24 protein-coding genes, 1 tRNA gene and 1 pseudogene are annotated in these 25,781 nt (G+C 68.1%); 17 read left to right on the forward strand and 9 right to left on the reverse strand.

Annotated features, from left to right (window positions below):
* Positions 1 to 10 precede the first annotated feature (10 nt).
* The 9 genes from JJL56_RS03020 to JJL56_RS03060 all read left to right on the forward strand — a co-directional run bounded on the left by JJL56_RS03020 (position 11) and on the right by JJL56_RS03060 (position 11,396).
* Positions 11 to 283, forward strand: a complete 273-nt coding sequence (locus tag JJL56_RS03020) for a DUF2933 domain-containing protein (protein WP_200484135.1) — start codon at positions 11 to 13, stop codon at positions 281 to 283.
* Entirely contained in the window at positions 280 to 957 is a 678-nt protein-coding gene (locus JJL56_RS03025) for a methyltransferase family protein (RefSeq protein ID WP_200484136.1), read from the forward strand. The genes JJL56_RS03020 and JJL56_RS03025 overlap by 4 nt, the downstream gene beginning before the upstream one ends.
* Positions 950 to 2,164 carry a TolC family protein gene (locus tag JJL56_RS03030; RefSeq protein ID WP_200484137.1) on the forward strand — a complete coding sequence of 405 codons (1,215 nt, stop codon included), beginning with the start codon at positions 950 to 952 and terminating at the stop codon, positions 2,162 to 2,164. The genes JJL56_RS03025 and JJL56_RS03030 overlap by 8 nt, the downstream gene beginning before the upstream one ends.
* Positions 2,161 to 3,885 (forward strand): efflux RND transporter periplasmic adaptor subunit, encoded by a 1,725-nt coding sequence (locus tag JJL56_RS03035; RefSeq protein ID WP_200484138.1) that lies wholly within the window; start codon positions 2,161 to 2,163, stop codon positions 3,883 to 3,885. The genes JJL56_RS03030 and JJL56_RS03035 overlap by 4 nt, the downstream gene beginning before the upstream one ends.
* Positions 3,886 to 3,898: 13 nt before the next feature.
* A complete protein-coding gene (locus JJL56_RS03040) occupies positions 3,899 to 7,015 on the forward strand; it encodes an efflux RND transporter permease subunit (protein WP_200484139.1) in 3,117 nt (1,038 codons plus the stop codon).
* Positions 7,016 to 7,051: 36 nt separating this feature from the next.
* Positions 7,052 to 7,444: a hypothetical protein gene (locus tag JJL56_RS03045; RefSeq protein WP_200484140.1), complete on the forward strand. Its 393-nt coding sequence runs from the start codon at positions 7,052 to 7,054 to the stop codon at positions 7,442 to 7,444.
* 62 nt (positions 7,445 to 7,506) lie between these two features.
* On the forward strand, positions 7,507 to 8,373 hold the full coding sequence (locus JJL56_RS03050) for a WD40/YVTN/BNR-like repeat-containing protein (protein ID WP_200484141.1): 867 nt from the start codon (positions 7,507 to 7,509) through the stop codon (positions 8,371 to 8,373).
* 19 nt (positions 8,374 to 8,392) lie between these two features.
* Positions 8,393 to 8,863, forward strand: coding sequence for a c-type cytochrome (locus JJL56_RS03055; protein ID WP_247890909.1), 471 nt, complete (start codon positions 8,393 to 8,395; stop codon positions 8,861 to 8,863).
* Positions 8,864 to 9,014: 151 nt separating this feature from the next.
* Entirely contained in the window at positions 9,015 to 11,396 is a 2,382-nt protein-coding gene (locus JJL56_RS03060; RefSeq protein WP_200484142.1) for a heavy metal translocating P-type ATPase, read from the forward strand.
* A gap of 552 nt (positions 11,397 to 11,948) precedes the next feature.
* Here the strand turns inward: JJL56_RS03060 and JJL56_RS03065 are convergent.
* Both JJL56_RS03065 and JJL56_RS03070 read right to left on the reverse strand, forming a co-directional pair.
* A pseudogene (locus tag JJL56_RS03065) lies at positions 11,949 to 12,425 on the reverse strand (transposase); the annotation flags it as partial.
* A gap of 74 nt (positions 12,426 to 12,499) precedes the next feature.
* Positions 12,500 to 12,940: a helix-turn-helix domain-containing protein gene (locus JJL56_RS03070; protein ID WP_200484143.1), complete on the reverse strand. Its 441-nt coding sequence runs from the start codon at positions 12,938 to 12,940 to the stop codon at positions 12,500 to 12,502.
* A 372-nt stretch (positions 12,941 to 13,312) separates the two neighbouring features.
* On the opposite strand from JJL56_RS03070, the gene JJL56_RS03075 reads away from it, so the two are divergent.
* The gene (locus JJL56_RS03075) at positions 13,313 to 13,618 is read left to right on the forward strand and encodes a hypothetical protein (protein ID WP_200484144.1); all 306 of its coding nucleotides are present in this window, start codon (positions 13,313 to 13,315) and stop codon (positions 13,616 to 13,618) included.
* Here the strand turns inward: JJL56_RS03075 and JJL56_RS03080 are convergent.
* The 4 genes from JJL56_RS03080 to JJL56_RS03095 form a co-directional block, all read right to left on the reverse strand.
* Positions 13,578 to 13,925 (reverse strand): hypothetical protein, encoded by a 348-nt coding sequence (locus tag JJL56_RS03080; RefSeq protein WP_200484145.1) that lies wholly within the window; start codon positions 13,923 to 13,925, stop codon positions 13,578 to 13,580. The two genes, JJL56_RS03075 and JJL56_RS03080, sit on opposite strands and share 41 nt — an antisense overlap.
* Entirely contained in the window at positions 13,922 to 14,176 is a 255-nt protein-coding gene (locus tag JJL56_RS03085; RefSeq protein WP_200484146.1) for a hypothetical protein, read from the reverse strand. The genes JJL56_RS03080 and JJL56_RS03085 overlap by 4 nt, the downstream gene beginning before the upstream one ends.
* 143 nt (positions 14,177 to 14,319) lie before the next feature.
* The gene (locus tag JJL56_RS03090; protein WP_247890911.1) at positions 14,320 to 14,784 is read right to left on the reverse strand and encodes a hypothetical protein; all 465 of its coding nucleotides are present in this window, start codon (positions 14,782 to 14,784) and stop codon (positions 14,320 to 14,322) included.
* 158 nt (positions 14,785 to 14,942) lie between these two features.
* A complete protein-coding gene (locus JJL56_RS03095) occupies positions 14,943 to 15,569 on the reverse strand; it encodes a calcium-binding protein (RefSeq protein ID WP_145623640.1) in 627 nt (208 codons plus the stop codon).
* Between the two features lie 65 nt (positions 15,570 to 15,634).
* On the opposite strand from JJL56_RS03095, the gene JJL56_RS03100 reads away from it, so the two are divergent.
* The gene (locus tag JJL56_RS03100) at positions 15,635 to 15,865 is read left to right on the forward strand and encodes a hypothetical protein (protein ID WP_200484147.1); all 231 of its coding nucleotides are present in this window, start codon (positions 15,635 to 15,637) and stop codon (positions 15,863 to 15,865) included.
* A gap of 202 nt (positions 15,866 to 16,067) precedes the next feature.
* Here JJL56_RS03100 and JJL56_RS03105 read toward each other — a convergent pair whose 3' ends face one another.
* A complete protein-coding gene (locus JJL56_RS03105) occupies positions 16,068 to 16,220 on the reverse strand; it encodes an entericidin A/B family lipoprotein (protein WP_109069550.1) in 153 nt (50 codons plus the stop codon).
* Between the two features lie 206 nt (positions 16,221 to 16,426).
* Between JJL56_RS03105 and JJL56_RS03110 the strand changes: the two genes are divergently transcribed.
* The 6 genes from JJL56_RS03110 to JJL56_RS03135 all read left to right on the forward strand — a co-directional run bounded on the left by JJL56_RS03110 (position 16,427) and on the right by JJL56_RS03135 (position 23,649).
* Entirely contained in the window at positions 16,427 to 17,806 is a 1,380-nt protein-coding gene (locus JJL56_RS03110) for an MATE family efflux transporter (protein WP_247890912.1), read from the forward strand.
* Positions 17,807 to 17,992: 186 nt separating this feature from the next.
* Positions 17,993 to 20,815 carry a DNA gyrase subunit A gene (gyrA, locus tag JJL56_RS03115; protein ID WP_200484149.1) on the forward strand — a complete coding sequence of 941 codons (2,823 nt, stop codon included), beginning with the start codon at positions 17,993 to 17,995 and terminating at the stop codon, positions 20,813 to 20,815.
* A gap of 21 nt (positions 20,816 to 20,836) precedes the next feature.
* Entirely contained in the window at positions 20,837 to 21,385 is a 549-nt protein-coding gene (coaD, locus tag JJL56_RS03120; RefSeq protein ID WP_035675985.1) for a pantetheine-phosphate adenylyltransferase, read from the forward strand.
* Between the two features lie 119 nt (positions 21,386 to 21,504).
* Positions 21,505 to 21,580, forward strand: a tRNA-Lys gene (locus JJL56_RS03125).
* A gap of 220 nt (positions 21,581 to 21,800) precedes the next feature.
* A complete protein-coding gene (locus tag JJL56_RS03130; protein ID WP_200484150.1) occupies positions 21,801 to 22,631 on the forward strand; it encodes a ferritin family protein in 831 nt (276 codons plus the stop codon).
* A 10-nt stretch (positions 22,632 to 22,641) separates the two neighbouring features.
* Entirely contained in the window at positions 22,642 to 23,649 is a 1,008-nt protein-coding gene (locus JJL56_RS03135) for a YihY/virulence factor BrkB family protein (protein WP_145623635.1), read from the forward strand.
* A 12-nt stretch (positions 23,650 to 23,661) separates the two neighbouring features.
* Here JJL56_RS03135 and JJL56_RS03140 read toward each other — a convergent pair whose 3' ends face one another.
* Together JJL56_RS03140 and JJL56_RS03145 are read right to left on the reverse strand one after the other, a co-directional pair.
* Positions 23,662 to 24,624, reverse strand: coding sequence for an acetyltransferase domain-containing protein (locus JJL56_RS03140; RefSeq protein ID WP_200484151.1), 963 nt, complete (start codon positions 24,622 to 24,624; stop codon positions 23,662 to 23,664).
* A gap of 47 nt (positions 24,625 to 24,671) precedes the next feature.
* On the reverse strand, positions 24,672 to 25,622 hold the full coding sequence (locus JJL56_RS03145) for a sensor histidine kinase (RefSeq protein ID WP_200484152.1): 951 nt from the start codon (positions 25,620 to 25,622) through the stop codon (positions 24,672 to 24,674).
* Positions 25,623 to 25,781 lie beyond the last annotated feature (159 nt).

The raw sequence follows: 25,781 nt of genomic DNA on the forward strand, positions 1-25,781 counted from the left end.
GGAGGCGGCCATGACGCACCACGAACACCCCAATCACGCTCCCGAGCCGCAGGCGCGCACGCCCTGGTACCAAACCTGGACCGGCTTGGCCGGACTCGGCGCGACCTCCCTGGCGGCCGTGTACCTGTCGCTCTTCCACGTCGACCATGTGCTCGACGCTCTTCCGCTTCTCGTCTTGCTGCTGTGCCCGCTGATGCACCTGTTCATGCACGGCGGCCACGGGCATGGCGGCCACGGCGGGAATGGTGACGCCGACCGGCCGACCAAGGGAGGCTTGCCATGACGCACGAAGCCTCGGCCTACGGCCTGTGGGTGCTGGTTGCCCTCAACTCGGCCATCTTCATCGTCTTCGCCTTCAGCTTCGGCAAGCCGCAGTCACCGCGGGACTGGCGGTCCTTCGGGGCGTTCAGCGCCTTCATCGTGGCCCTGTTCACTGAGATGTACGGCTTTCCGCTGACCATCCACCTCCTCTCGGGCTGGCTCCAGACCCGCTACCCGAGCCTCGACATCCTGTCCCACGACGCCGGGCACCTCTGGTCGACCGTCCTCGGCCTGGAGGGCAACCCGCACTTCAACGTGCTGCACGTCCTCAGCAACGTCCTGATCCTCGCGGGCTTCGTCCTGCTCTCGGCGGCCTGGAAAGTGCTTCACGCGGCGCAGAAGCAAGACCGGCTCGCCACGACGGGCGTGTACGCCCATGTCCGGCACCCGCAGTACATCGCTTTCATCGGCATCCTGTTCGGCTTTCTGCTCCAGTGGCCGACCATCCTGACGCTGGCGATGTTCCCGCTGCTGGTCCTGATGTACGTCCGTCTGGCCCGGTCCGAGGAGCGGGAAGCCCTCCGGGTGTTCGGAGCCGAGTACGAGCGTTACGCCGCGGTCACTCCGGGTTGGCTTCCGCGTCTTTCCTTCCGTGGGCCGAACCACCCCAGAGTGGGAGGGTCGTTCGGTGCGTGATCTTGGTTGGAAGCTCCTGAAGCAAGCGGCGGCAACGTCCGTCGCCGTGTGCCTGCTGGCGCTCCCGGCCGGAGCGCAGACGCTTCGGGACGCGGTCGAGGGCGCCTGGAAGCTCAATCCCGAGGTCAGGAGCCTGGAGGCCCAGAGGGCCATGGCCACCGCCCGGCGCGGCGCCGGGGAGGCGCTGGTCCCGGCTGCTCCGGCGGTCACGCTGCGGCACACGAGCGACTACTTGAACCGGAACATCGGACGGCGCGAGTACGAGGCCGAACTCGGCGTCCCGCTCTGGCTGCCCGGCCAGGGAACGGCGACCGTCCGGGCGGGCGACGCGCTTCTGGCGCGCACCGACGCCGAGATCGCCGCGCGCCAGTTGGCGGTCGCCGGGGAGGTCCGGAGGGCCCAGTGGCAGGTCGCGCTGGCCGAGCGCCGCGCCGAGCTCGCCCGGCAGCGCCTGACGGTCGCCCGCCAGCTTGAGGCCGACACCCGACGGACCGCCCGGGCCGGGGAGATTTCGGAGGCCGACCATCAACTGGCCCGCGCCGAGGCTCTCTCCATCGCGGCGGATCTCCGCGACGAGGAACTCGCCCTGGAGGAGGCCCGCCAAGCGTTCCGGACGCTCACCGGCATGGCGCCGCCGAAGGCGGCACCGGAGCCGGAGATCGGCGAGCCGCCGCTTGAGCAGCACCCCTCCCTGCTGGCGGCGCGGCTGGGCGTCCGCTCGGCTCAGGCCCAGCGCCAACTGGTGGACCTGACGACGCGCGACAGCCCGGAGGTCGGGCTGATGGCCCGCCGCGAGCGCGACAGCCGCGAGGAACGCTACGACACCGTGTTCGGCGTCTCCGTCCGCATCCCGTTCGCGGTCGAGGCCGTGAACGCGCCCAAGCGGGCTGAGGCGCTGAGCGAGGTTGTCCGCTCCGAGGCCGAGCAGGCCAACGCGACCCGTACGGTCGAGTCGGACATCCGGCAAGCCCGCCTCGCCCACCAGGCGGCGAGCGAGCGCCTGTCGATCGCGCGCGACCGGGCTGCGGCCCTCAGGGCACGCCTGTCGAACATCGAGCGCGCCCGGAGGGCGGGCGAGATCAGCCTCGTCGAGTACGTGCGCGCCCAGGAGGCGGCCTTCGAGGCCGACCTCGCCCGCGCCACCGCCGAAGTCCAGCTCGGCGCCGCCCGCGCCCGTATGAACCAATCCCTCGGAGTTCTCCCATGACCACCCGACGCCTTCTTGCCGCGACCGCCGTCGCCGCAAGCCTTGCCGCGCCGGTCGCCGCTCCCACCCTCGCCCATGAGGGCCACACCCATGGCGGCGAGGAGCCGAAGCCGGTCGTCACGACGGCCGCCCCCACCCTGGAAGCGTCCTCGTCCGACTTCGAACTCGTGGCGGTCGCCCGGGGAAAGACCTTGCTCGTCCATCTGGACCGCTTCGCCACCAACGAGCCCGTGAACGGCGCCACCATCGAGGTGAGCGCCGATGGCGAGGCCGCGACGGCCTCGCCCGTCTCCGGCGAGGAGGGCGTCTACCGCCTCGAACCGGCATGGCTCTCAAAGCCGGGATCACATGACGTAACCGTCTCCATCACCGCGGCCGACGCGGCCGACCTGCTGATCGGTACCCTGGAGATCCCGGCAGGTGCGGCCGAAGCGCAGACCGGAGGTGCGCAGGGTGTTTCCGCCGTCCTCGGCCAAGTCCGGAACGATTCCGGCCTGATGCTGGGGGCGGTCATGGTCTTCCTGCTCGGGGTCCTGACCACCGTCGCCCTGACCCAGCGTGGACGCACGCGGACGGTCGCGGGCGCCGCGCTGGTCGGCATCGGCCTGCTGTTGGCGACCGGCGCCGCCTTCGCCCACGGTGGCGAGGACCACAGCCACGGCGACGAGGACGGGGGCAAAGCACCGGCGGCGGCTGTCCCGATAGGGGCGACCGGCGCCTCGGAGAGCCCGCGGCGCCTGCCGGACGGCAGCCTGTACGTGCCCAAGCCGTCGCAGCGCCTGCTGGCGGTCCGAACCATCGTTGCCAAGCCGCAGGAGGCGGCGCAGACGGTGCAGTTGATCGGTCAGATCATCGCCGACCCCAACGGCGGCGGCCACGTCCAGGCCACGCAGAGCGGTCGCATCGAGCCGGGGGACAAGGGGCTGCCCTACGTCGGCCAGCGGGTCGAGGCCGGGCAGATCCTGGCCCACATCGCCCCCGCCGTGACTTTTGTGGACCGCAGCGGCATCCAGCAGCAGATCGCCGTGGTGGAGCAGGAGCTCGTCATTGCCGAGTCCCGCCTCCAACGGCTCCGGAAGCTGGAAGGCAGCGTGCCCCAGCGCGACATCGAAGAGGCGGAGGCCAACCTCAACGGGCTGCGCAAGCGCCGGGCGGCCCTGTCCCCCGCGCTGACGACCAAGGAAGCCCTGCGGGCGCCCATCTCCGGGGTGGTCACCGCCAACAACATCAAGGCCGGACAGGTGGTCGAGGGGCGCGACCAGGTGCTGTTCGAGATCGTCGACCCGGCGCGGCTGATGATCGAGGCGGTCGCCTTCGACCCCCGCGTGGCGAACAGTGTCCGCGGCGCCACGGCGACCACCGCCGACGGCCTCACCCTGACCCTCGGGCACCTGGGGCACAGTCTGGCATTGCGCCAACAGGCCATCCTGCTGCTCTTCCGGATCGACAACCCACCCCAGGGCCTGAGCGTCGGCCAACCGGTGCGCATCGTCGCACAGATCCAGGGGAAGGCGTCCGGCATCGTCCTGCCGCGGCAGAGCGTGGTGCGCAACGCCAGCGGCCAGCCCATCGTCTGGCAGCACGACACCCCGCAACGCTTCGTCGCCCGCCCGGTGCGCACGCAGCCCGTCGACGGCAACACGGTGCTGGTCCTGGCGGGTGTCGAGCCGGAAGCGCGCATCGTCACCGACGGCGCCGGTCTCCTCAATCAGATCCGGTGAGGAGCCCCCCGCCATGTTCAACTTCCTCGTCAACACGAGCCTGCGCAACCGGCTCTTCGTCCTGGCCGCCGCGGCGATCCTGGTCGTGTACGGGTCCTTCGTGCTGAAGGACCTGCCGATCGACGTCTTCCCCGACCTGAACAAGCCCACGGTCACGCTGATGACGGAGGCCGAGGGGCTGGCGCCGGAGGAGGTCGAGCAGTTGGTCTCCTTCCCGCTGGAAACGTCGATGAACGGCATGCCGGGCATCACCCGTGTGCGTTCGGTCTCCGGCGTCGGGCTCAGCATCGTCTTCGTCGAGTTCGACTGGGGCACGGACATCTACCGCAACCGCCAGCAGGTCGCGGAGCGGCTGGCCATCGTCCAGGGACAGCTTCCGCCCAACATCCGGCCGCAGATGGGGCCGATCTCGTCCATCATGGGCGAGATCATGCTGATCGCCATGAGCGGCGACGGCGTCGGCCCAATGGAGGTCCGTGAACTCGCCGACTGGGTGGTGCGGCCGCGGCTGCTCGCCATCCCCGGCGTCAGCCAGGTCATCCCCATCGGCGGGGAGATCCGGCAGTACCGCGTCGCCCCCGACCCGGCGCGCCTGCACGACCTGGAGATCACGACCGACGAGTTGGTGAAGGCGCTCCAGCAATTCTCGGCGAACACCGGTGGCGGCTTCATCGACCAGCATTCCCAGGAGTACCTGATCCGCAACATCGGCCGGACGACCCGGCTGGAGGATCTGCGCAACCTCGTCGTCGCCTACAAGACGGGGCAGCCGATCCTGCTCCACCAGATCGCCGCCGTGGACTTCGCCCCCCGCGTGAAGCGCGGCGACGCGGGGGTGAACGGCAAGCCCGCCGTGATCCTGTCGGTGCAGAAGCAGCCCGGCGCCGACACCACCGAACTCACCGCCGAGGTCGAGCGGGCGTTGCGCGACTTGGCGCAGTTCCTGCCGAAGGGCGTCCACGCCGACGAGATCCTGTTCAAGCAGGCCAACTTCATCCAGACCTCCATCGGCAACGTGGAGAAGGTGCTGCTGGAGGCGGTCGCCGTCGTGGCGGTGATCCTCTTCCTGTTCCTGCTGAACGTGCGCACCACGTTCATCTCGCTGACCGCCATCCCGATCTCGATCCTGATCACCGTGCTGGTGTTCAAGGCGTTCGGCATGTCGATCAACACCATGACGTTGGGTGGTCTCGCCATCGCCATCGGCGAACTCGTCGACGACGCCGTGGTGGACGTTGAGAACATCTACCGGCGGCTGGGCGAGAACCGCCGCGCAGGCAACCCGCGGCCTATCCTGGAGGTGGTGGCGGGTGCCTCGCAGGAGGTGCGCTCGGGCATCGTCTACGCCACGGTCATCATCATCCTGGTCTTCGTCCCGTTGTTCGCCCTATCGGGCATCGAAGGGCGGCTGTTCGCGCCGCTGGGCTTGGCCTACATCGTCTCCATCCTGGCCAGCCTCATTACGGCGATCACCGTCACGCCGGTGCTGTCCTACTACCTGCTGCCGCGCCTGAAGCGGCTGGAGGAGCACGACAGCTGGCTGGTCCGCAAGCTGAAGGCCGGGAACGCCCGGCTCCTGGGCTGGGCCTTCGCCAACCCGGGGACGCTGTTCGCCACCGTGGCGGCCGCCGTCCTGATCGCCGCGGCGACGGTCCCGAGCCTGCCACGCGCCTTCCTGCCGCCGTTCAACGAGGGCACGCTGACCATCTCCATGGTGCTGAACCCCGGCATCTCGCTGGCCGAGTCCAACCGGGTCGGGCTGGCGGCGGAGAGGCTGATCATGCAGGTGCCCGAGGTGGCCTCCGTCGGGCGCCGCACCGGCCGCGCCGAACTCGACGAGCACGCCGAGGGCGTCCACTCCAGCGAGATCGACGTCGACCTGAAGCCGTCCGAACGCAGCCGGGCCGAGGTGCTGGCCGATGTCCGCACCCGGCTGGCCGCCCTGCCGGTGTCGGTGAACATCGGCCAGCCGATCTCACACCGGCTCGACCACATGCTCTCCGGGGTCCGCGCCCAGATCGCGTTGAAGGTCTTTGGGGAGGATCTCGACACCCTGCGCAGCCTCGCCGGGCAGCTTCAGCAGAAGCTCTCGGCGGTTCCGGGACTGGTGGACCTCCAGATCGAGAAGCAGGTGCGCATCCCGCAGGTCCAGGTGGTCGTGGACTACGAGCGGGCGGCGCTCTACGGCGTCACCCCGTCCATGGCGACGGAGGCGCTGGAGAGCCTGTCCAACGGCCGCGTGGTGTCTGAGATCGTCGACGGCACCCGGCGTTTCGACGTCGTGCTGCGCCTGTCGGACGAGGACCGCACCACCAGCGGCCTGGCGAACCTGCTGGTCGAGACCCCGGCGGGCCGGGTGCCGCTCAGCATGTTCGCCTCGGTCGAGGAGACGGACGGCCCCAACCAGATCCTCCGGGAGAACGGCAAGCGCCGCATCGTCATCCTCGGCAACTCCGACGGCCAGACGGACATGGCGCAGATCGTCGCTGGCATCCGCAATGTCGTCTCCACGTCGCAGTTGCCGTCCGGCTACTTCACCAGCTTAGAAGGCACCTTCCAGGCGCAGGAGGAGGCGTCGAAGACCATCGCCGCGCTGTCGATGGTGTCGCTGGCGATGATCTTCCTGGTGCTCTACAGCCGCTACCGGTCGGCCGTGCTGGCGCTCATCATCATGGGCAACGTGCCGCTGGCCCTGATCGGCAGCGTTGCCGCTCTATGGATCGCCGGGCAGCCGCTGTCGGTGGCCTCGATGATCGGCTTCATCACGCTGACCGGCATCAGCACGCGCAACGGCATCCTGAAGATCAGCCACTACATCAATCTGGTCCTGCACGAGGGCGAGACCTTCGGCAAGGCCATGGTGATCCGGGGCAGCCAGGAGCGCCTGACACCCGTGCTGATGACCGCGCTTTCGGCGGGGGTGGCGCTGGTGCCGCTGATGATCGGCGCCGACGCGCCGGGCAAGGAGATCCTGCACCCGGTCGCCGTCACCATCTTCGGCGGGCTGGTCAGCGCGACGCTGCTCGACACCTTCCTGACCCCGGTCCTCTTCCTCAAGCTCGGCGAGAAGCCGCTGAACCGTCTGGTCGCCGCCCAGGCCGGTTCGCTGCGCCCGGCCGAGGCCTACTGATCCCCTCACCCTGTCCATCCAGAAGGAAACCACACTGTGAAGTTCTCGACCCTCCTCCTCGCCGTCGCCCTCTTCACCGCTCCGGGCACGGCCTTCGCCGACGGCCCGAAGATTGGCCCGAACGGCGGCCAGCGCGCCGACGCGGGCCCCTACCACGTCGAAGTCGTGCTCAAGGGCAACGACGTCGTCCTGTACGTGACCGATGGCGCCGACAAGCCGGTCGATGTGACCGGCGCCAAGGCCGAGGCGACCGTCCTGGCGAACAAGCAGACCCAGAAGGTCGCGCTCGAACCCGCGGGCGGCAACGCCCTCAAGGGGCAGGCGAACCTCGGCGGCGCGCACGACAGCGTGAAGGTCGTGACTGCCCTGACCATGCCCGGCCAGAAGCCGGTCCAGGCCCGCTTCGAGATGGGCCACGCGGGTCACTGAGATCGGCATGGGCGGCATGAGGCTCCCCGCCCCATGCTGTCCCGCAAGCAAGGAGATGCGCGATGAGCGCCAAGAAGAAACTCGCCACGATGGCTGCCGCCCTGCTGCTCGGTGCCGTGGTCGCAGTACCGGTCGGGGCGGCCGAGACCCTCAAGCTGAATGAGGTCTCACACCTCCACGGGATTGCCGTGGACCCCACAGACCCGTCGCGCCTGTATCTCGCCTCGCATCACGATGTGTGGCTGACCAATCCCGGCGGCACGGCCACGCGGGTATCCGACAACCGTTGGGACTACATGGGGTTCACACCAAATCCGGCGCAGCCCAACGCCTTCTTTGCCAGCGGCCATCCGGAGAAGGGCGGGAACCTCGGCGTCCTCGTCTCGACCGATGGAGCGAAGACCTGGGAGCAGGTCTCGGCGGGTGTGAACGGGCCCGTGGACTTCCACGCGATGGACGTCAGCCCGGCCGACCCGAAGGTGCTGTACGGGCACTACGGCAGCGTCCAGATCAGCCGCGACTCCGGGAAGACCTGGGAGGTGACCGGCAAGCCGCCCGCCGACATGTTCGACCTGGCGGCGTCCTCGAAGGACCCGAACACCGTGTACGGCGCCACGCGCGCCGGACTGATCGTGAGCCGCGACGCAGGCAAGACCTGGCAGGCCGCCAACATCGTGCAGCGCCCGGCGACCATGGTTGCGACCACGAAGGACGGCGCCGCCTACGCCTACCAAGTCGGCACCGGCCTGCTCAAGACGACAGAGCCGAGCCTCGCGTGGCAACCGGTCAGCAACGGCTTCGGTGACGCCGTCCTGCTGCATCTGGCCGTCGACCCGACCAACCCCGAGCGGCTCTACGCCGTGACCGACAAGAGCGCCATCCTGGCCAGCCAGGACGGCGGCAAGACCTGGAAACCGTTCCGGTCGTGATGTGCCGGGGGATATGGTGATGAAGGCGATGAAGATTAGCGTTGGCTTGGCCATGGGTGCAGCAATCACGGTGGCCGGCACGGTGGCTGGCGTCGTCCTGCTCACTGGACCCAGGGCAGGCGCCGATCCAACCGACGCCGCCCAGGTTGCCCAGGGCAAGGCGGTCTACGCGGAGCAGTGCGCGTCGTGCCACGGCGCGCGGCTCGAGGGCCAGCCGGAGTGGCAAAGCCGCAAGCCGGACGGCCGTCTGCCCGCGCCGCCGCACGACGCCTCCGGGCACACGTGGCACCACCCCGACGCCGACCTCTTCAAAATCACCAATCAAGGCGTCGTTGAGTTCGCCCCGCCCGGCTACGAAAGCGACATGCCCGCCTTCGGCGGCGTGCTGAGCGATGCCGAAATCTGGGCGGTCCTGGCCTTCATCAAGAGTTCCTGGCCCGAGGAGATCCGTCGTCGCCACGCCGCCCTGGGCGAACGCGCGAAGAAGTGAGGAGCGGACGCGAGCGGGCCACACAACGCGCTTGACCTTCCAGTCATTGGAAGGCGGAGCCTTGGTTTCATGGATGCCATCGCACGCCGGTGCCGGGAAGCGCGAACGAACGCGGAGGCACCGACGCCTGCATGCGAAGGGAGAAGCGAACATGAACGACCAGCACCGCAGCCACGCACACCGTCCTGACCACCACAGTCACGGTGGGCACGACCGGCCTAATGTGAAGGACCCCGTGTGCGGCATGATGGTCGATCCCGAGCGGACCGGGCACCAAGCCGGGCACGGCGGCCAGGCCTTCCACTTCTGCTCGGCGCGCTGCCACGACAAGTTCGTCGCCGACCCGGAGCGGTACCTGAAGCCGGAGGCAAAGCCCGCCGCTCCCGAGAAGGCCGCCCAGGGGTCGCCGCAGAAGGGCGTGATCTACACCTGCCCGATGCACCCGGAGATCCGCCAGGAGGGGCCGGGCAACTGCCCGATCTGCGGCATGGCCCTGGAGCCGGTCGGAGCCACCCTCGAGGAAGCGCCCAACCCGGAACTTGTCGACATGACGCGGCGGTTCTGGATCGGCACCGCCCTGACCGTGCCGCTCGTGCTCCTGGAACTCGGCGCCCACCTCCCGGGGCTCGGGCTCCACACCCTGATCTCGCCCCAGGCTTCCCTGTGGCTCCAGTTCCTTCTGGCGACGCCGGTGGTGCTGTGGGCGGGCTGGCCGCTGCTGGAGCGGGGCTGGCTGTCGTTCGTGAACCGCAGCCTGAACATGTTCTCGCTGATCGCGCTCGGCGTTGGCGTCGCCTATGTGTTCAGCCTCGTCGCGACCTTCCTGCCTGGCATCTTCCCGGCGGGCTTCCGGAACGCCGAGGGGCTCGTCGCGGTCTACTACGAGGCGGCGGCGGCCATCACCGTGCTGGTGCTGTTGGGCCAGGTGCTCGAACTCCGCGCCCGTGAGCAGACCGGCGGCGCCATCCGCGCCCTGCTGAACTTGGCGCCGAAGACGGCGCGCCGCATCCGCCCGGACGGCGAGGACGAGGAGGTGACGCTCGACGCCGTGCACGTCGGCGACCGCCTGCGCGTGCGCCCCGGCGAGGGCGTGCCGGTGGACGGCGAGGTTTTGGAGGGCCGCAGCGCCGTGGACGAGTCCATGGTGACCGGCGAGTCCATGCCGGTCAGCAAGGAGCCCGGTTCCAAGGTGATCGGCGGAACGGTGAACCAAACCGGTGCCTTGGTGATGCGCGCCGAGAAGGTCGGGTCCGACACCATGCTGTCCCGCATTGTGACCATGGTCGCCGAGGCCCAGCGCAGCCGGGCGCCCATCCAGCGCATGGCTGACGTCGTTTCCGGCTACTTCGTCCCGGCGGTCATCGTCGTCGCGCTCCTGGCGTTCGTCGCGTGGCTGATTTGGGGGCCGTCTCCGGCCTTTTCATACGCGCTGATCGCGGCGGTCTCAGTGCTCATCATCGCCTGCCCTTGCGCGCTGGGGCTGGCGACGCCGATGTCGATCATGGTCGGTGTCGGCAAGGGGGCGACCGCGGGCGTCCTGATCAAGGACGCGGCGTCCCTGGAGCGGTTCGAGACGGTCGACACGCTTGTCGTTGACAAGACCGGCACCCTGACCGAGGGCAAGCCAAAGGTGACCGCCGTGGTTCCGGCGCCGGGCATCGACGAGGCGGACCTTCTGACGCTGGCGGCGAGCCTGGAGCGGTCGAGCGAGCATCCCTTGGCGGCCGCCATCGTCGCCTCCGCCAAGGAGCGGGGTGTGCCAGTGCAGGACGTCGCCGACTTCGGCTCCGTCACCGGCAAGGGGGTGGTCGGGACGGTCGGCGGGCGCACGGTGTCGCTGGGCAACGCCGCGATGATGCGGGACCAGGGTGTCGCGCTGGGCGACCTGGAAACGCGCGCCGACGACCTCCGGCACGAGGGCGCCACCGCTCTCTTCGCCGCCATCGACGGCCAGCCCGGTGGCGTGATTGCGGTCGCCGACCCGATCAAGGCGACCACGCCGCATGCTCTGGAGACGCTCCGGAACGACGGCGTGCGGATCGTCATGCTGACCGGCGACAACCGGACCACGGCCGAAGCGGTGGCGCGCCGCTTGGGCATAGACGCGGTCGAGGCTGAGGTGCTACCGGAGGACAAGAACCAAGTGGTGAAGCGGCTGAAGGCGCAGGGCCGGGTGGTGGCGATGGCCGGAGACGGCGTGAACGACGCCCCCGCGCTGGCCGAGGCCGACGTCGGCGTGGCGATGGGCACCGGCACCGAGGTCGCGATTCAGAGTGCCGGGGTGACGCTGGTGAAGGGGGATCTGGCGGGCATCGCACGGGCGCGGACGCTCAGCCGGGCAACGATGCGCAACATCCGGCAGAACCTGTTTCTGGCGTTCGTCTACAACGCGCTCGGCGTGCCGGTCGCGGCGGGTGTCTTTTACCCACTATTCGGGTGGACGCTGTCGCCGATCATCGCCGCGGCCGCGATGGCCCTGAGTTCGGTGTCCGTGGTCGGGAACGCGCTGCGGCTGCGTAGGCTCAAATTGTAGGAGGATCGACGGGTGTCGCCCGCGCGAAGGCCGGACGCCGGTCTTCCCGGACTATGCTCCTGACCGTCATCCATGGGTGTCGGGAATCCCCATTGGTATCGTCTGCCGAAGCTCCCGGGCTGGGGCAACACTCGACGCGATCGTTGTTCGGCAGCGGGAGGCCGGGGTTCGCCGCAGTCAAGCCGGAGTGGCCATTTGTCCTTGCGTCACGGAAGCGTGGAAGCGGGTGCCCGCATGACGGAGTCCGGAAGCAGTCCCTTGAGCCAAGCCCGAAGACGACCATGCGGCGGAACTCTGGAGAGACCAAGGAGGGACACTGAACCCGACATGAAGCAGGCGCCGAGTTCCTACCGCGGCCTGCTTTCCCGCGCATGGAAGGAACTGGGCTACCCGTTTGAACGCCGACCGGTTCTGATCGGCATCGACGGTCCTTCCAAGGGTTGTCAGGCGAGTCCGGTTCCAGCACCTCCAACACGCGGCCCATAACTTCGACCGGCGGCGCCTCTCGCTGGCCCACGCCATTCCACCCCTTCGTCAGCGGCACCTTGGCTTTCAGCCTAGAGCAAGTTCCTGTTGTTTCTGAAAGCTTGAGCTATGCGGCTTTGTAGCCGCAGTGACGGAACCAGCCGTGGGCATCGGAAGCTGTGACGGTGTCGAGAACACCGGGCAACGCGTCTTCCAGGGCTTCCAGGTCCGCGCGGCGGCGGAGCGCAGGGCCGTCTTGATCTTCGACCCGCACGGCTCGATGGGGTTGAAGTCGGGGGAATAGGCCGGCCGGAACCGCACCTCCACCCCGGCCGCCTCGAAGGCGGCGCGGACCTGCGGGCTGCGGTGTGATGCGAGCCGGTCGAGCACGACGATCGGGTGGGGGCGCTCCTTGAGAGCGGGCAACAACACTTGCTCCAGGAAGGCCGGAAAGACCTCGGTGTCGGTGGCGCGCGCCACCGTCATCATTGCCACCAGCTCCTCTGCGCCCAGGGCGCCGAGCAGCGTGAGACGGCGCCAATGCCCGGTCGGCGCATCGCCGAGCGCCCGTGCGCCGCCTCAGGCATGGGCATAGCGCCGGGTCATCGCGGTGTCGATGCCGCTCTCGTCAAGGAAGATCAGGTCCTCGGCGGGCAAGGCGGGTTGGGCCTCGCGCCACGCCGCGCGATCCGCCTGAACATCGGCGCGCTCGTGCTCGCTGGCGTGCAGAGACTTTTCTTTCGACGCCAGCCAAGCCGCTGCAACGCCCGACACAGCGCGGGCGACGAATGGTGGCGGCCGGTGCACTTCTCGACCAGGCGCGCGTATTCCGCCAACTGGGCGCCGGGATGTTCGGCCGCTACCGCGTCCAGAATCGGAAGGTCGCCAGCCAGCATCACCCGTCCGCCAGCGTGCGCCTTGGCCTCCTGGCGGCCGTCCTCACGCTCCTGCTTGCGCCAATCCGACACCGTCGCCTCCGATACCTCGAAGCGCCGGGCAATCGACGCTTGCGTCTCGGTCCCGACAGCGCACGCCCGCAGCACGCGCTCCCGCAAATCTCTCGAATAGGCTCGGCTCACCGCGACACCCTCCACAATGGGGCAATCGCTCCAACAGCCAAGCCTCACTTCCGTTCTTCGCTCCCAACAGGAATTTGCCCTAATGTAAAGATTTTCATGCTGGAATGGCATTAAACTTTACGAATCCGATCATGCTGTAGTTAGGGGCGCCAAGAGATCGTTGAAGTTCAATTTCTTATAGAAAATTAACAATCATTGGGCATGTATAACCTTTTTAAGCATCCGGGTGACCGTGAGGGAGGAGTTGCTTTCCCCTCCCGTCCGGTTCCGGTTTGGGAAATGTCTTCGCCGGAAAGGCGCAGTCCGGGCTTGACGGGGGGTGCCTGCCAACCGAGATTCACGGCGAGCGTCCGTCGTGATCCAGGAGCAGCCATGGCCCCCCAGCGTCGTCACATCCTGCGAGCCTTTGCCGCCGTCGCGGTCGGTAGTGGGGCGGCGACCCTATCCGGTCCCGCCGCGGCGTTCCGGGTGATCCCGAACGACGACATGAAGGGTGTGCTGGACGAGGGCTGCGGCACCACCGCCTATCATCGCCGGATGATCGACGAGGCCGTGCAGGCCGCCGGAGTCTCGCTGACGGAGGAGCAGCGCAACACGCTCCTCTCCCAGTTGTCCTGTCCGACCTGCCGCTGCCCACTCAACCAGATCGACAATCCCGCGGCCGGCCTGCGCTTCTAAGGGGCCTTCGGGGCCCTTCACGACGCCGGGCGCGCCCGGCAACCAGCTCCTTCAGCCCGCGTGGGACGCGCTTGCGGTCGCCCCAGCGCACTACGATCCCGGCGGCGCGGCATTCCGCCGCCAACTCCCGGCCATTCTCATAGCGGTGCTGGTCGAGCAGCGGCCAGCCGTCCAGCCCACGGTAATCGAACGGACGCCCGTCGAGGAAATCCCGGAACCCGTCGAAGAAGCGTGGGTGAAGGACCACCGGCTTCGCCTCCCGCCAGGAGCGCGCGCCGTAGAAGCGGTTGTTGGTCACCCCGCTCATTGAAGCGATCCCGGACTGGCGCCCGGAGGGGTGTCCAGAACGGCCTGGCCCAACCGGTCGAGCAGAGCCGCCGTCGCGCTTGGGCCATGCAGTGCGGCGAGGCGGTCCACCGATTCGACCATCATCGCCCAGGCGACCAACCGATCCGGCACGCCCTCGTGCCGTCCGTCGGCCCACAGCGAGCGCACCAGGTCCAGCGCCGCCGCGAAGCCCGCCGGACCGTCCGGCGCATCCATATCCTCGATCACCATGCCCCCGTTGCAGCGTGTCGTTAAACAGCACCGGGAATATGTAACGTTATATCATAACATTTTAAAGACCAAAGGATGCGCGCCGGCCAGACCTTGCGGCTCCGTCATGGTGAGCTCTTCGCATGGTCTGGCCGAAGGTGGGATCAGCGCGGGGCGGTGGCGCGGTTCCAGTTGGTGGCGTCGGCCGGATTGCCGGGCAGGGGAGCCAGGGCCGGAGCCATTGCGGCCGGCGTGGCGAACAGGGCGTCGAACTGGTCCGCCGTCATGCCGGTGAGGACCAGCGCCTGCCGCTCTTCCGAATAGCGCAACTGGCCGGAGTCCAGCGTCACATGGCGCTTCACCGGATGGACCGGGGCGCCGCTCGCCACCACGAGTTGGACCGGCTCGCGGGCCGGGGTGAGGACGACATCCTCCACGGCTCCCATGATGCGGTTCTCGGGAATGGACTGCACCGTCAGCCCGACCAACTCCAAAGGCGACATCTGTGCCATGGGGCGCTGCGTGGCACCGGTCTCCGCGCAGGCGCCGAGCGCGGCCAGGGCGCAGACGGCCAGCAGCCGGGTGGCGGGGCGAGGGGTGAAGCGTCGATGGTTCATGCGGGGGTTCATGCGGGGCTCCTCCGTCGCGTGGGCAAGGCTATAACGCGGCAGCGGAGCGGAGGGGCCGCGGGCAAGAGCGGAAAAGGGCGCGGCCAGCCGTGGACACGCCCCTTGCGCCATCAGGCCCTCGTGCCCGCGGTACTTCCTTCAGGTGAGGAGAACAGCGGTCAGGTGAAGACGTAGTCGCGGCCGGACACCAACCCCACCGCATCCACCGTCAGCGACGACCCGTCCCGGAACCCGAAGGCCGTGTTGGTGGCGGTGGTGGAAACGGTCAGGTCGGCGGCGGAGAAGCCGCGGAACTCGACGCGGTCGATACCGGCTTCGAAATAGCTGATGTCGTCGGTGCCGAAGCCGCCCGGCGCCACGTCGAAGCGGAAGATGTCCGTGGCGCTGTCGCGATAGCTGACCATATGGTCGTTGCCGACGCCGGGCAGGAAGATGTCGGACCCGTCGTCGCGCAGCGTGTCGATCAGCCAATCGTCACCGGTTCCGCCGACCAGCGTGTCGTCGCCGCGCCCGCCCTTCACCGTGTCGTTGCCGGACCCGCCATCCAGCCAGTCGCCGCCGGCGCCACCGAACAGCTGGTCGTCGCCTTGGCGCCCGTACATGCGGTCGTTGCCCGGATCGCCGGCGTAGGGATCGCCCAGCCAGTCATTCCCAAGCCCACCATCCAGAAAATCGTTGCCGAGCCCCCCGGCGAGCGAATCGTTTCCTCCATTGCCATAGACCGTGTCGGCGGAGTCGGTGCCGAGGTAGCGTTCGGCGGCGTTGGTGCCCGAAAACCTGGCCATGGTTGCCTCTCCTCAATGATTAACAAACTGTTAACATCAAGATGGGCGAAGAGAAAAGTAAAAAAATGATGAACGTCGTTGTGCCAATTTTTGCCACGGTCCCTTGGGCGTTGTTGCGCATGTGTTTCGGTGTTGTTTTCAGATTCGAATCTTCGACTTCCGGATATCGAAGCCCGAACAAGGAAAAAGGCCGGCGCCTTGCGGCACCGGCCTTTCCTGAAACAGCGTGTTGCGAAGAACAGCCGTGTCCGGCGTCTTACGCCTGGGTGGGCGACGGCATGCCGGGAACCGGTTGATCCGCCGGCGGCGGCATCTCCGGGGGGGTGTCGGGATTTTCGGGCACCGGGTATGGGTCCGGTGTGGTCGGGCGGTCCGGCTGCGGGGGGTTCGGGTTGCTTGGCGGCACCTCAGTAGGGTGTCCTGGGGTGGGGCGCTCCGGCGTCATGGGGTCGCTCATGCGGGCGTCTCTTCCGTGGTTGAAAAGCGTGGTGGGGCGCGTCACTCGGCGGCGCGTTCGACGGCCCGGCCGCCGGCCTGGACATCCTGCCCGGCCCCTTCGATCGTGTTGCAGCCGGCAAGCAGGGCGGCAAAGGTCAGAACGAAGCTGGCGAGGGCGATCTGGCGGACGGGGAACGGCATGGCGCGGCTCATGATCCCGAACTCCTCAATGGATGCTGTTGCTTCGTCAACGCGCCGCCGTGGGCGTTGGTTCCGGCCCGTTCGGCGGATTTGCAACAGGGCGGAAGGACAATAAGCCGCCACTTGACGTGGTACGCCGCAAGGTCAAGATGGCCGGTTCCGCCTCCGGCGCCGACAACCGCAGACACAACCGTACACGAGCGACCGACACCCCGATCATGCCCGACCACGCGATTCCCACCCCTCTCCTGGCCGACCGTCTGCGCACCCATGCGGGCGAACTGCTGCGGCTGGCCACTCCGGTCATCATCTCGCGCGCCGGACTGGTCGTCATGATGGCGGTGGATACGGCCATCGTCGGCCGCTACAGCGCGCAGGAACTGGCCTATTACGGGCTGGCCCATCTGCCGGCCAACCTGCTGGTCACCACCGGCGTGGGGCTGATGATGGGCGTGGTGGCGGTGACTGCCCACGCCCTGGGGGCGGGGCAGGACGCCGAGTGCGGACGGATCTGGCGCCGGGCAATCCCCTACGCGCTGCTGCTCGGCATCCTGTTCGCCCTGGCCTCGCTGGCCGGCGAGCCCTTCTTCCGCCTGACCGGCCAGTCAGCGGATCTGGCGGCGGGCGGCGGGCAGGTCATGGCGGTGCTTGGCTACGGCATGCCGGGCATGATGCTGTACGTCGCCACCGGCTTCTTCCTGGAGGGGCTGAAGAGGCCCGTGCCGGGCATGGTCGCGATGATCCTCGGCAATCTTCTGAACGCGCTGCTGGCCTGGATGCTGGTCTGGGGGCACGGCGGCTTCCCGGCCCTGGGGGCGGTCGGCTCGGCCTGGGCGACAACGGCGGTGCGCTGGGGGATGGGGCTCGGCCTCGTCCTCTACGCTTGGCACATGAGCGACCACGCCCGCTGGGCGGTGCGCGACCCGGTTCGCGACTGGTGGAGCGGCAGCCGCAAGCAACGCCATCTCGGCTACGCCGCCGGCGTCAGCCTGGGCGTGGAAAGCGGCGCCTTCGCCACGCTGGGCCTGTTCGCCGGGATGATCTCGCCGCTGGCGCTCGGCGCCTACACGGTCGGGCTGAACCTGACGGCGCTGCCCTTCATGGCGGCGGTCGGGCTGGCCTCGGCCACGGCGGTGCGGGTGGGGGTGGCCTATGGCCGGCGCGACCCGCTGGACATGGCGCTGGCCGGCTGGACGGGGCTGGGCGTCACCAGCCTGATCCTGGCCGGAGTCGGGGTGCTCTACCGCTGGGTGCCGGGGCCGCTGGCCGCGATCTACAGCGCCGATCCCGAACTTATCGCCGCGGTGGCGCCGCTGATCGCCTTCACCGCCTGGGTTCTGGTGGCGGACGGCGGACAGGTGGTCATGGCGAACGCGCTGCGCGGGCGCGGCGACGCCTGGGTTCCCACCGCGCTGCACTTCATCTCCTACGCGGTGGTGATGATTCCGGTGTCGGCCTTGCTCGCCTTCGGGTTGGACCGCGGCGCGCGCGGTCTTTTTGAGGGAATTTTGATCGCCAGTGTGGTATCCGTGACCATCCTTTCGCTGCGCTTCGCGCTGTTGAGCCGCCCTCGGCCTGCAAAGGCCGAAGGCCATTGACCTGCAAAGGCCAGAAATCGTGGGATTGCCGGAGCGTTGTGTGCACATGCGAAAGCTGATAGGAATTCTTATATTACATGCAGCGGCCCGAAGGGCCGTGCGGACGTGCACCGTTGAACCCTAAGTGTTGAACCTTGAGCGTTGAACACCGAGCATCGCCGCAGCCCGTAGAATGAGTTTGTCTCCTTGAGCACGACGCCCCTTCCTCCCGCCTCCGACATCGCGCCGGTCACCATCGAAGACGAGATGCGCCGGTCCTATCTCGATTACGCGATGAGCGTGATCGTGAGCCGCGCCCTGCCCGACGTCCGCGACGGGCTAAAGCCGGTGCACCGCCGCATCCTCTACGCGATGAAGGAGGGCGGGTACGACTCGACCAAGCCCTACAAGAAGTCGGCGCGCATCGTCGGCGACGTGATGGGTAAATACCACCCGCACGGCGACAGCGCGATCTACGACGCCATGGTCCGCATGGCGCAGGGCTTCTCCATGCGCCTGCCGCTGATCGACGGGCAGGGCAACTTCGGTTCGATGGACGGCGACCCGGCGGCGGCCATGCGTTACACCGAGGCACGGCTGGCCAAGGCGGCGGAGGCGCTGCTCGACGACATCGACAAGGACACCGTCGATTTCCAGGCCAATTACGACGATTCGGGTAAGGAGCCCACGGTCGTCCCGGCGCGCTTCCCGAACCTGCTGGTCAACGGTGCTGGCGGCATTGCCGTCGGCATGGCGACCAACATCCCCACCCACAATCTGAGTGAGGTGGTGGAAGCCTGCTGCGCCTACATCGACAACAACGACGTCACCATCGAAGAGCTGATCGAGATCGTGCCCGGCCCGGACTTCCCGACGGGCGGCATGATCCTGGGCCGGTCGGGCATCCGTTCCGCCCTGATGACCGGGCGCGGCTCCGTCATCATCCGCGCCAAGACCGAGATCGAGGAGGTGCGCAAGGACCGCCTCGCCATCGTGGCGACGGAGATCCCCTATCAGGTCAACAAGTCCAAGCTGATGGAGCGCATCGGCGAGGTCGTCAACGACAAGACGATCGAAGGCATTTCCGATCTGCGCGACGAATCGGACCGCGACGGCGTGCGCGTGGTGATCGAGTTGAAGCGCGACGCCGTACCCGACGTGGTGCTGGCCCAGCTCTTCCGCCATACCCAGCTCCAGACCTCCTTCGGCGTCAACATGCTGGCGCTGAACGGCGGCCGGCCGGAGTTGATGAACCTGAAGGACATCATCGCGGCCTTCGTCCGGTTCCGCGAGCAGGTCATCACCCGGCGCACCGAGTTCCTGCTGGGCAAGGCGCGCGAGCGCGCCCACACCTTGGTCGGTCTGGCCGTCGCCGTCGCCAACCTGGACGCCATGATCGCGCTGATCCGCAGCGCCCCGGACCCCGTCTGGGCGCGCGAGCAGATGATGGAGCGCGAGTGGCCGGCGATGGACGTCGCCCCGTTGATCGCGCTCATCGACGAGCCGGGCCGCGGCGTGTCGGAGGCCGGCACCTACCGGCTGTCGGAAGAGCAGGCCCGCGCCATCCTGGACCTGCGCCTGCACCGCCTGACCGGGCTGGAGCGCGACCGGATCGGCGCCGAGCTGACGGACGTGACCGACCAGATCGCCGATTACCTGGAGACTCTGGCGAACCGCGCGAAGCTGCTGGGCATCCTCCGCGACGAGTTGGTGGAGATGAAGGAGCGGTTCGGCACCCCGCGCCGCACCGAGATCCAGGAGCTGGAGTTCGAGGCCGACATCGAAGACCTGATCCAGCGCGAGGACATGGTCGTCACCGTCAGCCAGTCCGGCTATGTGAAGCGCGTGCCGCTGTCCACCTACCGCGCCCAGAAGCGCGGCGGCAAGGGGCGGTCGGGCATGTCGATGAAGGCGGAGGACGCGGTCAGCGACCTGTTCGTCGCCAACACCCACACGCCGCTTCTGCTCTTCTCGTCGCGCGGCATGGTCTACAAGCTGAAGGTCTACCGACTGCCGCTGGGCAACCCGCAGGCGCGCGGCAAGGCCTTTGTGAATCTGCTGCCCCTGATCGACGGCGAGACCATCACCACCGTCCTGCCGCTGCCCGAGGACGAGGCCGTGTGGGCGGATCTGCACGTCGTCTTCGCCACCTCGAAGGGCAACGTGCGGCGCAACCGTCTGTCGGATTTCGCCAACATCCGCTCCAACGGCCTGATCGCCATGAAGCTGGAGGAGGAGGGCGAGCGTCTGATCGCCGTTCGCACCTGCTCCGAGGCGGACGACGTGCTGCTGGCGACCGGCGGCGGCAAGTGCATCCGCTTCGAGGTCGGTGACGTGCGCGTCTTCGCCGGCCGCACCTCGACCGGCGTGCGCGGCATCCGTCTGGCCGACGGCGACGAGGTCATCTCGATGACCACGCTCCACCATGTCGATTCCTCGCCCGAAGAGCGCGCCGCCTTCCTGAAGATGAAGCGCGAGGAAGGCGTCGAGATGGAAGGCGAGGCGGCCCCGGAGGCCGACGAGGTGCCGACCGAGGCTGTGACGATCAGCCCCGAGCGCTACGAGGAACTGAAGGGCCTGGAGCAGTATGTGCTGACCGTGACCGAGCGTGGCTACGGCAAGCGGACCTCCTCCTACGAGTACCGGGTGACTGGCCGCGGCGGCCAGGGCATCTGGAACATGGAGATGGGCGACCGCAACGGCTCCATCGTCGCGGCCTTCCCGGTGGAGGACTCGCACCAGGTGATGATGGTCACCAACGGCGGTCAGGTCATCCGCATGCCGATCCACGACGTCCGCATCGCCGGCCGCAAGACGCTGGGCGTCACGCTGTTCCGTGTCGGTGCGGACGAGCGCGTGGTGTCCGTCGCCTCCATCGCGGAGGATGAGGACACCAACGGGAATGGGACCAACGGCAACGGTGGCGATCCGAACGGCGGCGGGACGGCCTCCGTGGATGACGGCCCTGTGGACGATACGACTGCGAATGATGCCGCTCCTGGCGATACGCCCGGTGACACGATCGAATAAAAAGAGGCGGAAGGTACTCCCATGGCCAAGCGCCGCATCGGTGTCTATCCCGGCACCTTCGACCCGATCACCAACGGGCACATGGACATCATCCAGCGGGCCTCGCGCCTTGTCGATCATCTGATCGTCGGCGTCGCCCGCAACGCCGGAAAAGGCCCGCTCTTCTCGACGGACGAGCGGGTGGCGATGGTCCGGGAGGACGTGACCGCCCTCAACAACGCCGGGGCCAGCATCGAGGTGCGGGCCTTCGACACGCTGCTGATGCATTTCGCGGTGGAGGTGAACGCCACCGTGATCATCCGCGGCCTGCGGGCGGTTTCGGACTTCGAATACGAGTTCCAGATGGCCGGGATGAACGCCCGCCTGAACCCGAAGATCGAAACCATGTTCCTGATGGCCTCGGAGAAGAGTCAGTTCATCTCGTCCCGCTTCGTCAAGGAGATCGGGCGTTTGGGTGGCGACATCCGCGGCTTCGTCAGCGGCCGCGTGGCCGAGCATCTGGCCGAGCGTTTCGCTCTGGAAGCCGGCAATGGCGACGCCAGCAAGCAGGTGCAGACCCTCAAGCAATGACGGCATGGGGCGTGGCGGAGGACGAAATTTTTGTGCGCTCCGCCCAACCCCACTGTTGACCGGGGCGTCACCGCCCCCTATGTTGCGCCCCGCATCGGCGACAGGCCGCATGCTTCTGTGATCCGGTAGCTCAGTCGGTAGAGCACGTGACTTTTAATCATGTGGCCGTGGGTTCGAATCCCACCCGGATCACCATTCCCCTCAATGGGTTAGCGGGCTAGGCGAGCCGCCAGTCCAGATCCCTCCAACAAACCGACCCGTGGCGGTTTGCAGGGGATGGGGTACCGCTCCCGGTTGGCCGCCTGTTTAAAAAGATCGGATAGGCGATCCCTCGTGTCACCCCGGCAGCAGGCCGGAACCTTCCGCCATTTGCGGGTGTTGCTTGGCGGCAGCGTCAAGAGGGGGAGATGCCGGCATGAACCGAGCCACCGATCCGTATGCCGACACCATGAGCGGCGTCGCGGCGGGCACAGCAGCAAACACCACACCCAAGACCACGCCCGATAACCCGCCATCGCCGCGCGGGCAACGGGGGGCGGATGAGATCGAACAGGATATCCACGCCATCCGCGGCCGCATGGACGCGGTTCTCGATGAGATCGAGTTCCGTCTGTCCCCCGGTCAGATGTCGGGCGGCGTCATCGAGGTGGTGCGGGATGTGGTCGAGGGCAACCCGTCGCGCGTCGCCCGCGCCATCCGCTCCAATCCCTGGCCGCTGGCTCTGGTGGCGGCGGGCGCGCTGTGGTTCGCCTGGACCGTCTCCCGCACGCCGGAGGTCGAGCCGACCGTTTCGGGAGCCGCTGCGGGGCGGGTCGCTGATGGAACGGTGCAGGATGTGTTGAGCGTTCTGGTCGCCGCGTGCCGCCAGGGGGCCACCGGATTCCGTCATGCCGACATGGCTCTGGACGATCCGGACCTGAGGGCGCGGCTGACCCAGGTCGCCAGCCAATTCGATCGCAGCGCCGCCGCCCTGGAGGCGGAACTTGTGCGCCGTGGTGGCGGTCGAGACCTGCAGTTGCCCGTCCACGCGGTCTGGCGTGACCTGGACACGGAACTGGGTGGTGCGCGGACGCGCGGCGGGCTGCTCCGTGGTCTGGAAAGCGGCGTGGAGGGCACGCTGGGGTTGTTCCGCAACAGCTTGCACGATGATCTGCCCGAGGAGCTGACGGTGATCGTCGGCGCCCATTTCCATGAGATCGAAACGGTGCGCCACCGTGTCGGCGCATTGCGCGAAGCGGTCGCGTGAGGGGGGGGGCATGCTGGGGCTGAGCCGTCGCCACCGCAATCGGTATCCGAGCGTCGAGATGGGGGGGCGGGGGCGATCGGCGACCCGGCCTTCCGACATTCCCAAGGCGGGCTGGAAGGACATCCTTTGGCGCACCTGGGAAGAGCAGGGGAAGGACAACATCTCCATCGTGGCGGCGGGGGTGGCCTACTACGCCCTGTTCGCCATCTTCCCGGCGATCGCCGCGCTGGTTTCGCTGTACGGCCTCGTCTTCGACCCGGCGGGGGTCGAGCAGCAAGTCAACCAATTGGCCGGGCTGCTGCCGCCGGAGGCGCTGAATGTGCTGCGCGATCAGGCGAGCAACGTGGCATCGGCGCCGCAGGAGGGGCTGGGCTTCGGCGTTCTGTTCGGCCTTGCACTGACGCTGTGGAGCGCGTCGCGCGGCACCAACTCGCTGATCACCGCGCTGAACATCGCCTATGGAGAGGAGGAGCGGCGCGGCTTCCTCCGGCTCGCCGTTTTATCGCTGGTGCTGACGCTGGCCGGGCTGGTGTTCGTGATCATGACCCTGGCGCTGATCGTGGCGGTCCCGGCGGCCATCAATTTCCTCGGCCTGAGGGACACCCCCATCGGCTGGGCCGCCAGCCTCGCGCGCTGGCCCATCCTGGCGGTGGCGATCGTGCTGGCGCTCGCCGTGCTCTACCGCTACGCCCCGGACCGGCGGCAACCGAAATGGCGCTGGGTCACTTGGGGATCGGCCATCGCCACGGCGCTGTGGATCATCGCGTCGGTGGGCTTCTCCGTCTACGTGTCGAACTTCGGCAGCTACAACCAGACCTACGGGTCGGTCGGGGCGGGTGTGGTGCTCCTGCTGTGGTTCAACCTGACCTCCTACGCGATCCTGATGGGGGCCGAACTGAACGCTGAGATCGAGCACCAGACGGCCCGCGACACCACGGAAGAAGATGGACGCGGCCCGAAGCCGATGGGCCATCGCGACGCCTACGTCGCCGATACGGTGGGGAAGCGCCGGGCGTAGCGCCTCCCCCGGTCAGCGGTTGCCGCAGCTCTGAATGACGCCGTCGACCTTGCGGGCGCCGTCCGCGCTCAATCGGTCGTGGACGAAGTCAGACCATAGGCCGGCGCGGTTCAGATCGTCGGACACGCAGCGGCAGGTGGCGGCGCAGTGCGCCGCCTCCCCGCCGTTGGCGGTGCAGGTCGCCACGCAGGAGGTCTGAAAGCTGCGGACGTCCGCCGGGTCGGCGCCAATACCCATCGCCAGCAGGGACAGCAGGCCGAACAGCACGGGCTGGTGCAGCAGATAGACCGCCAGGCTGTGCCGTCCGGCCCAGGCGAACCCGCGCCCGACCGCCCCGCCCGGAGTACTCGCCCGACCGGGACGCCACAGCCGCCCCAGCGCCATCCCGAACAGGAAGCCGCCGAACCAGGGAAACAACGGCACATAGTCGTTCGATTCCGGCTCGAAGGTCATCAGCCCGACCCAGCGCAGCCAGGGCTCGTCGAACAGCGGCAGGGCGACCGTCTCGCCCAGCGCGATCACCGCCACGCCGAGCAGCAGAAGCGCCGGCCACGGCAGGCGCAGCAGAGCAAGGCCGAGCAGGCTCGCCACCGCCATATGGTGCAGCACCCCGAAGACGATCGGGCTGTCCGGAAACATGACCATCGACACGGCCGTCACGCCGCCCGCGGCGAGAACCAGCAGGGCGAAGCGTCGCAGGAAGCGGCGCCGGTCGATCCCGCCTTCCGCGGCCAGAGTGAGGCTGAGGCCCGACAGGAGCAGGAAGCTGCCGAGGATGCCGGTGCGCGCGGCCAGCCAGAGCGGATCGCCGAACAGGTCGAAATCCGCCAGTCCCAGATACGTCAGGTCCCAGGAGCCGTGATAGAGGGCCATGGCCAGCAGTGCCACGCCGCGCGCCACGTCGATGGCGCCGACGCGCCGCGCCGTCATGGTTGGCGCGGTCGCCGATGTGGATGAGGTGGAGAGGGTGGGCATGGGCGCGACTTTTGCCGGAATGGCACGCCGCTGTCCACCGGTGCCCGTCAGGAAATCACGGTCTGGGGAAGAACCAGCCGGGCGGTGGTGCCCTGCCCGGGAGATCCGCTCATGCTGAAGGTACCGCCGATTTGGGCGGCCAGCGAGCTGACGATCTTCAGGCCGAGGCTGGAGGGGCGGGTCAGGGTGAAGCCATTGGGAAGGCCCGTCCCGTCGTCGCGCACCGTCAGCACCAGCTCACCGTCACCGGCCTGCAGGTCGACGCCGATCCGTCCGGTCTCGCCGTTGGGGAAGCCGTGCTCCAGGGCGTTGCTGACCAGCTCCGTGAGGATCAGAGCCAGCGGGATCAGGGTGTCGGGTGGAAGGTCGGACTCGGCGGCGCTGACCGTGCAGTCGATCCGCTCCGCCCCGGAGGTCTTCAGGATGTCCTGGCACAGCTCGCGCAGGAACGGCTCCATGTCCATCGGCCCGTCATGGGGCGCGTGGAGCCGGCGGTGCAGGCGGCCCAGAGTGGACAGCCGTCCGGCGGCCTCCTCCAGCGCGCGGCGGGCTTCGGGGTCCTTGACCTTGGACTTCTGGATTGCGATCAGCGATGAGGCGAGTTGAAGATTGTTGGACACGCGGTGCTGAAGCTCGCTGAACATCACCTGGGACTGCTGGGTCAGGCGGGCGCTGCGGTTGCGCTCCTCCGCCAGCCGCTCCAGCGCCACGTTCATGATGTGGATCACGGCGATGTCCACCGCCACCACCAGCCCGAAGAAGCCCAGCGCCAGAGCGCTGCCGGGTGGCAGATCGAGCGATTGGCTGGTGCCGAGGAAGAAATACCAGGAGGCGAGCCCGCTCAGCAGCGCCGTCAGGATGCCCGGCCACAGCCCGGCCAGGAAGGTGGTGACGATGACCGCCGGGAAGAAGGTCAGGAAGGGGAAGCCCGCCGGCAGCCGGTCATCCAGGGCAAGTCGCGCCACCAGGGCGACGGCAAAGGTCGCCAGCGCGAACATGAATCCCAAACCCCTGTGCCCGCGCAACCGGGAGAGCTGGGCAAGAGTCATATGCGGCGGTCGTCCGTATTGAAAGCAGGGAACGGACGAGGCCGTCCGCCGGGAGGAGCATCTACGATATGGAAATTCGTATGCGAACGCACCGCCTTTTATGCGGGT

Origin of the sequence: Azospirillum aestuarii, from assembly GCF_016632405.1 — a bacterium.
Lineage (GTDB): Bacteria > Pseudomonadota > Alphaproteobacteria > Azospirillales > Azospirillaceae > Azospirillum > Azospirillum aestuarii.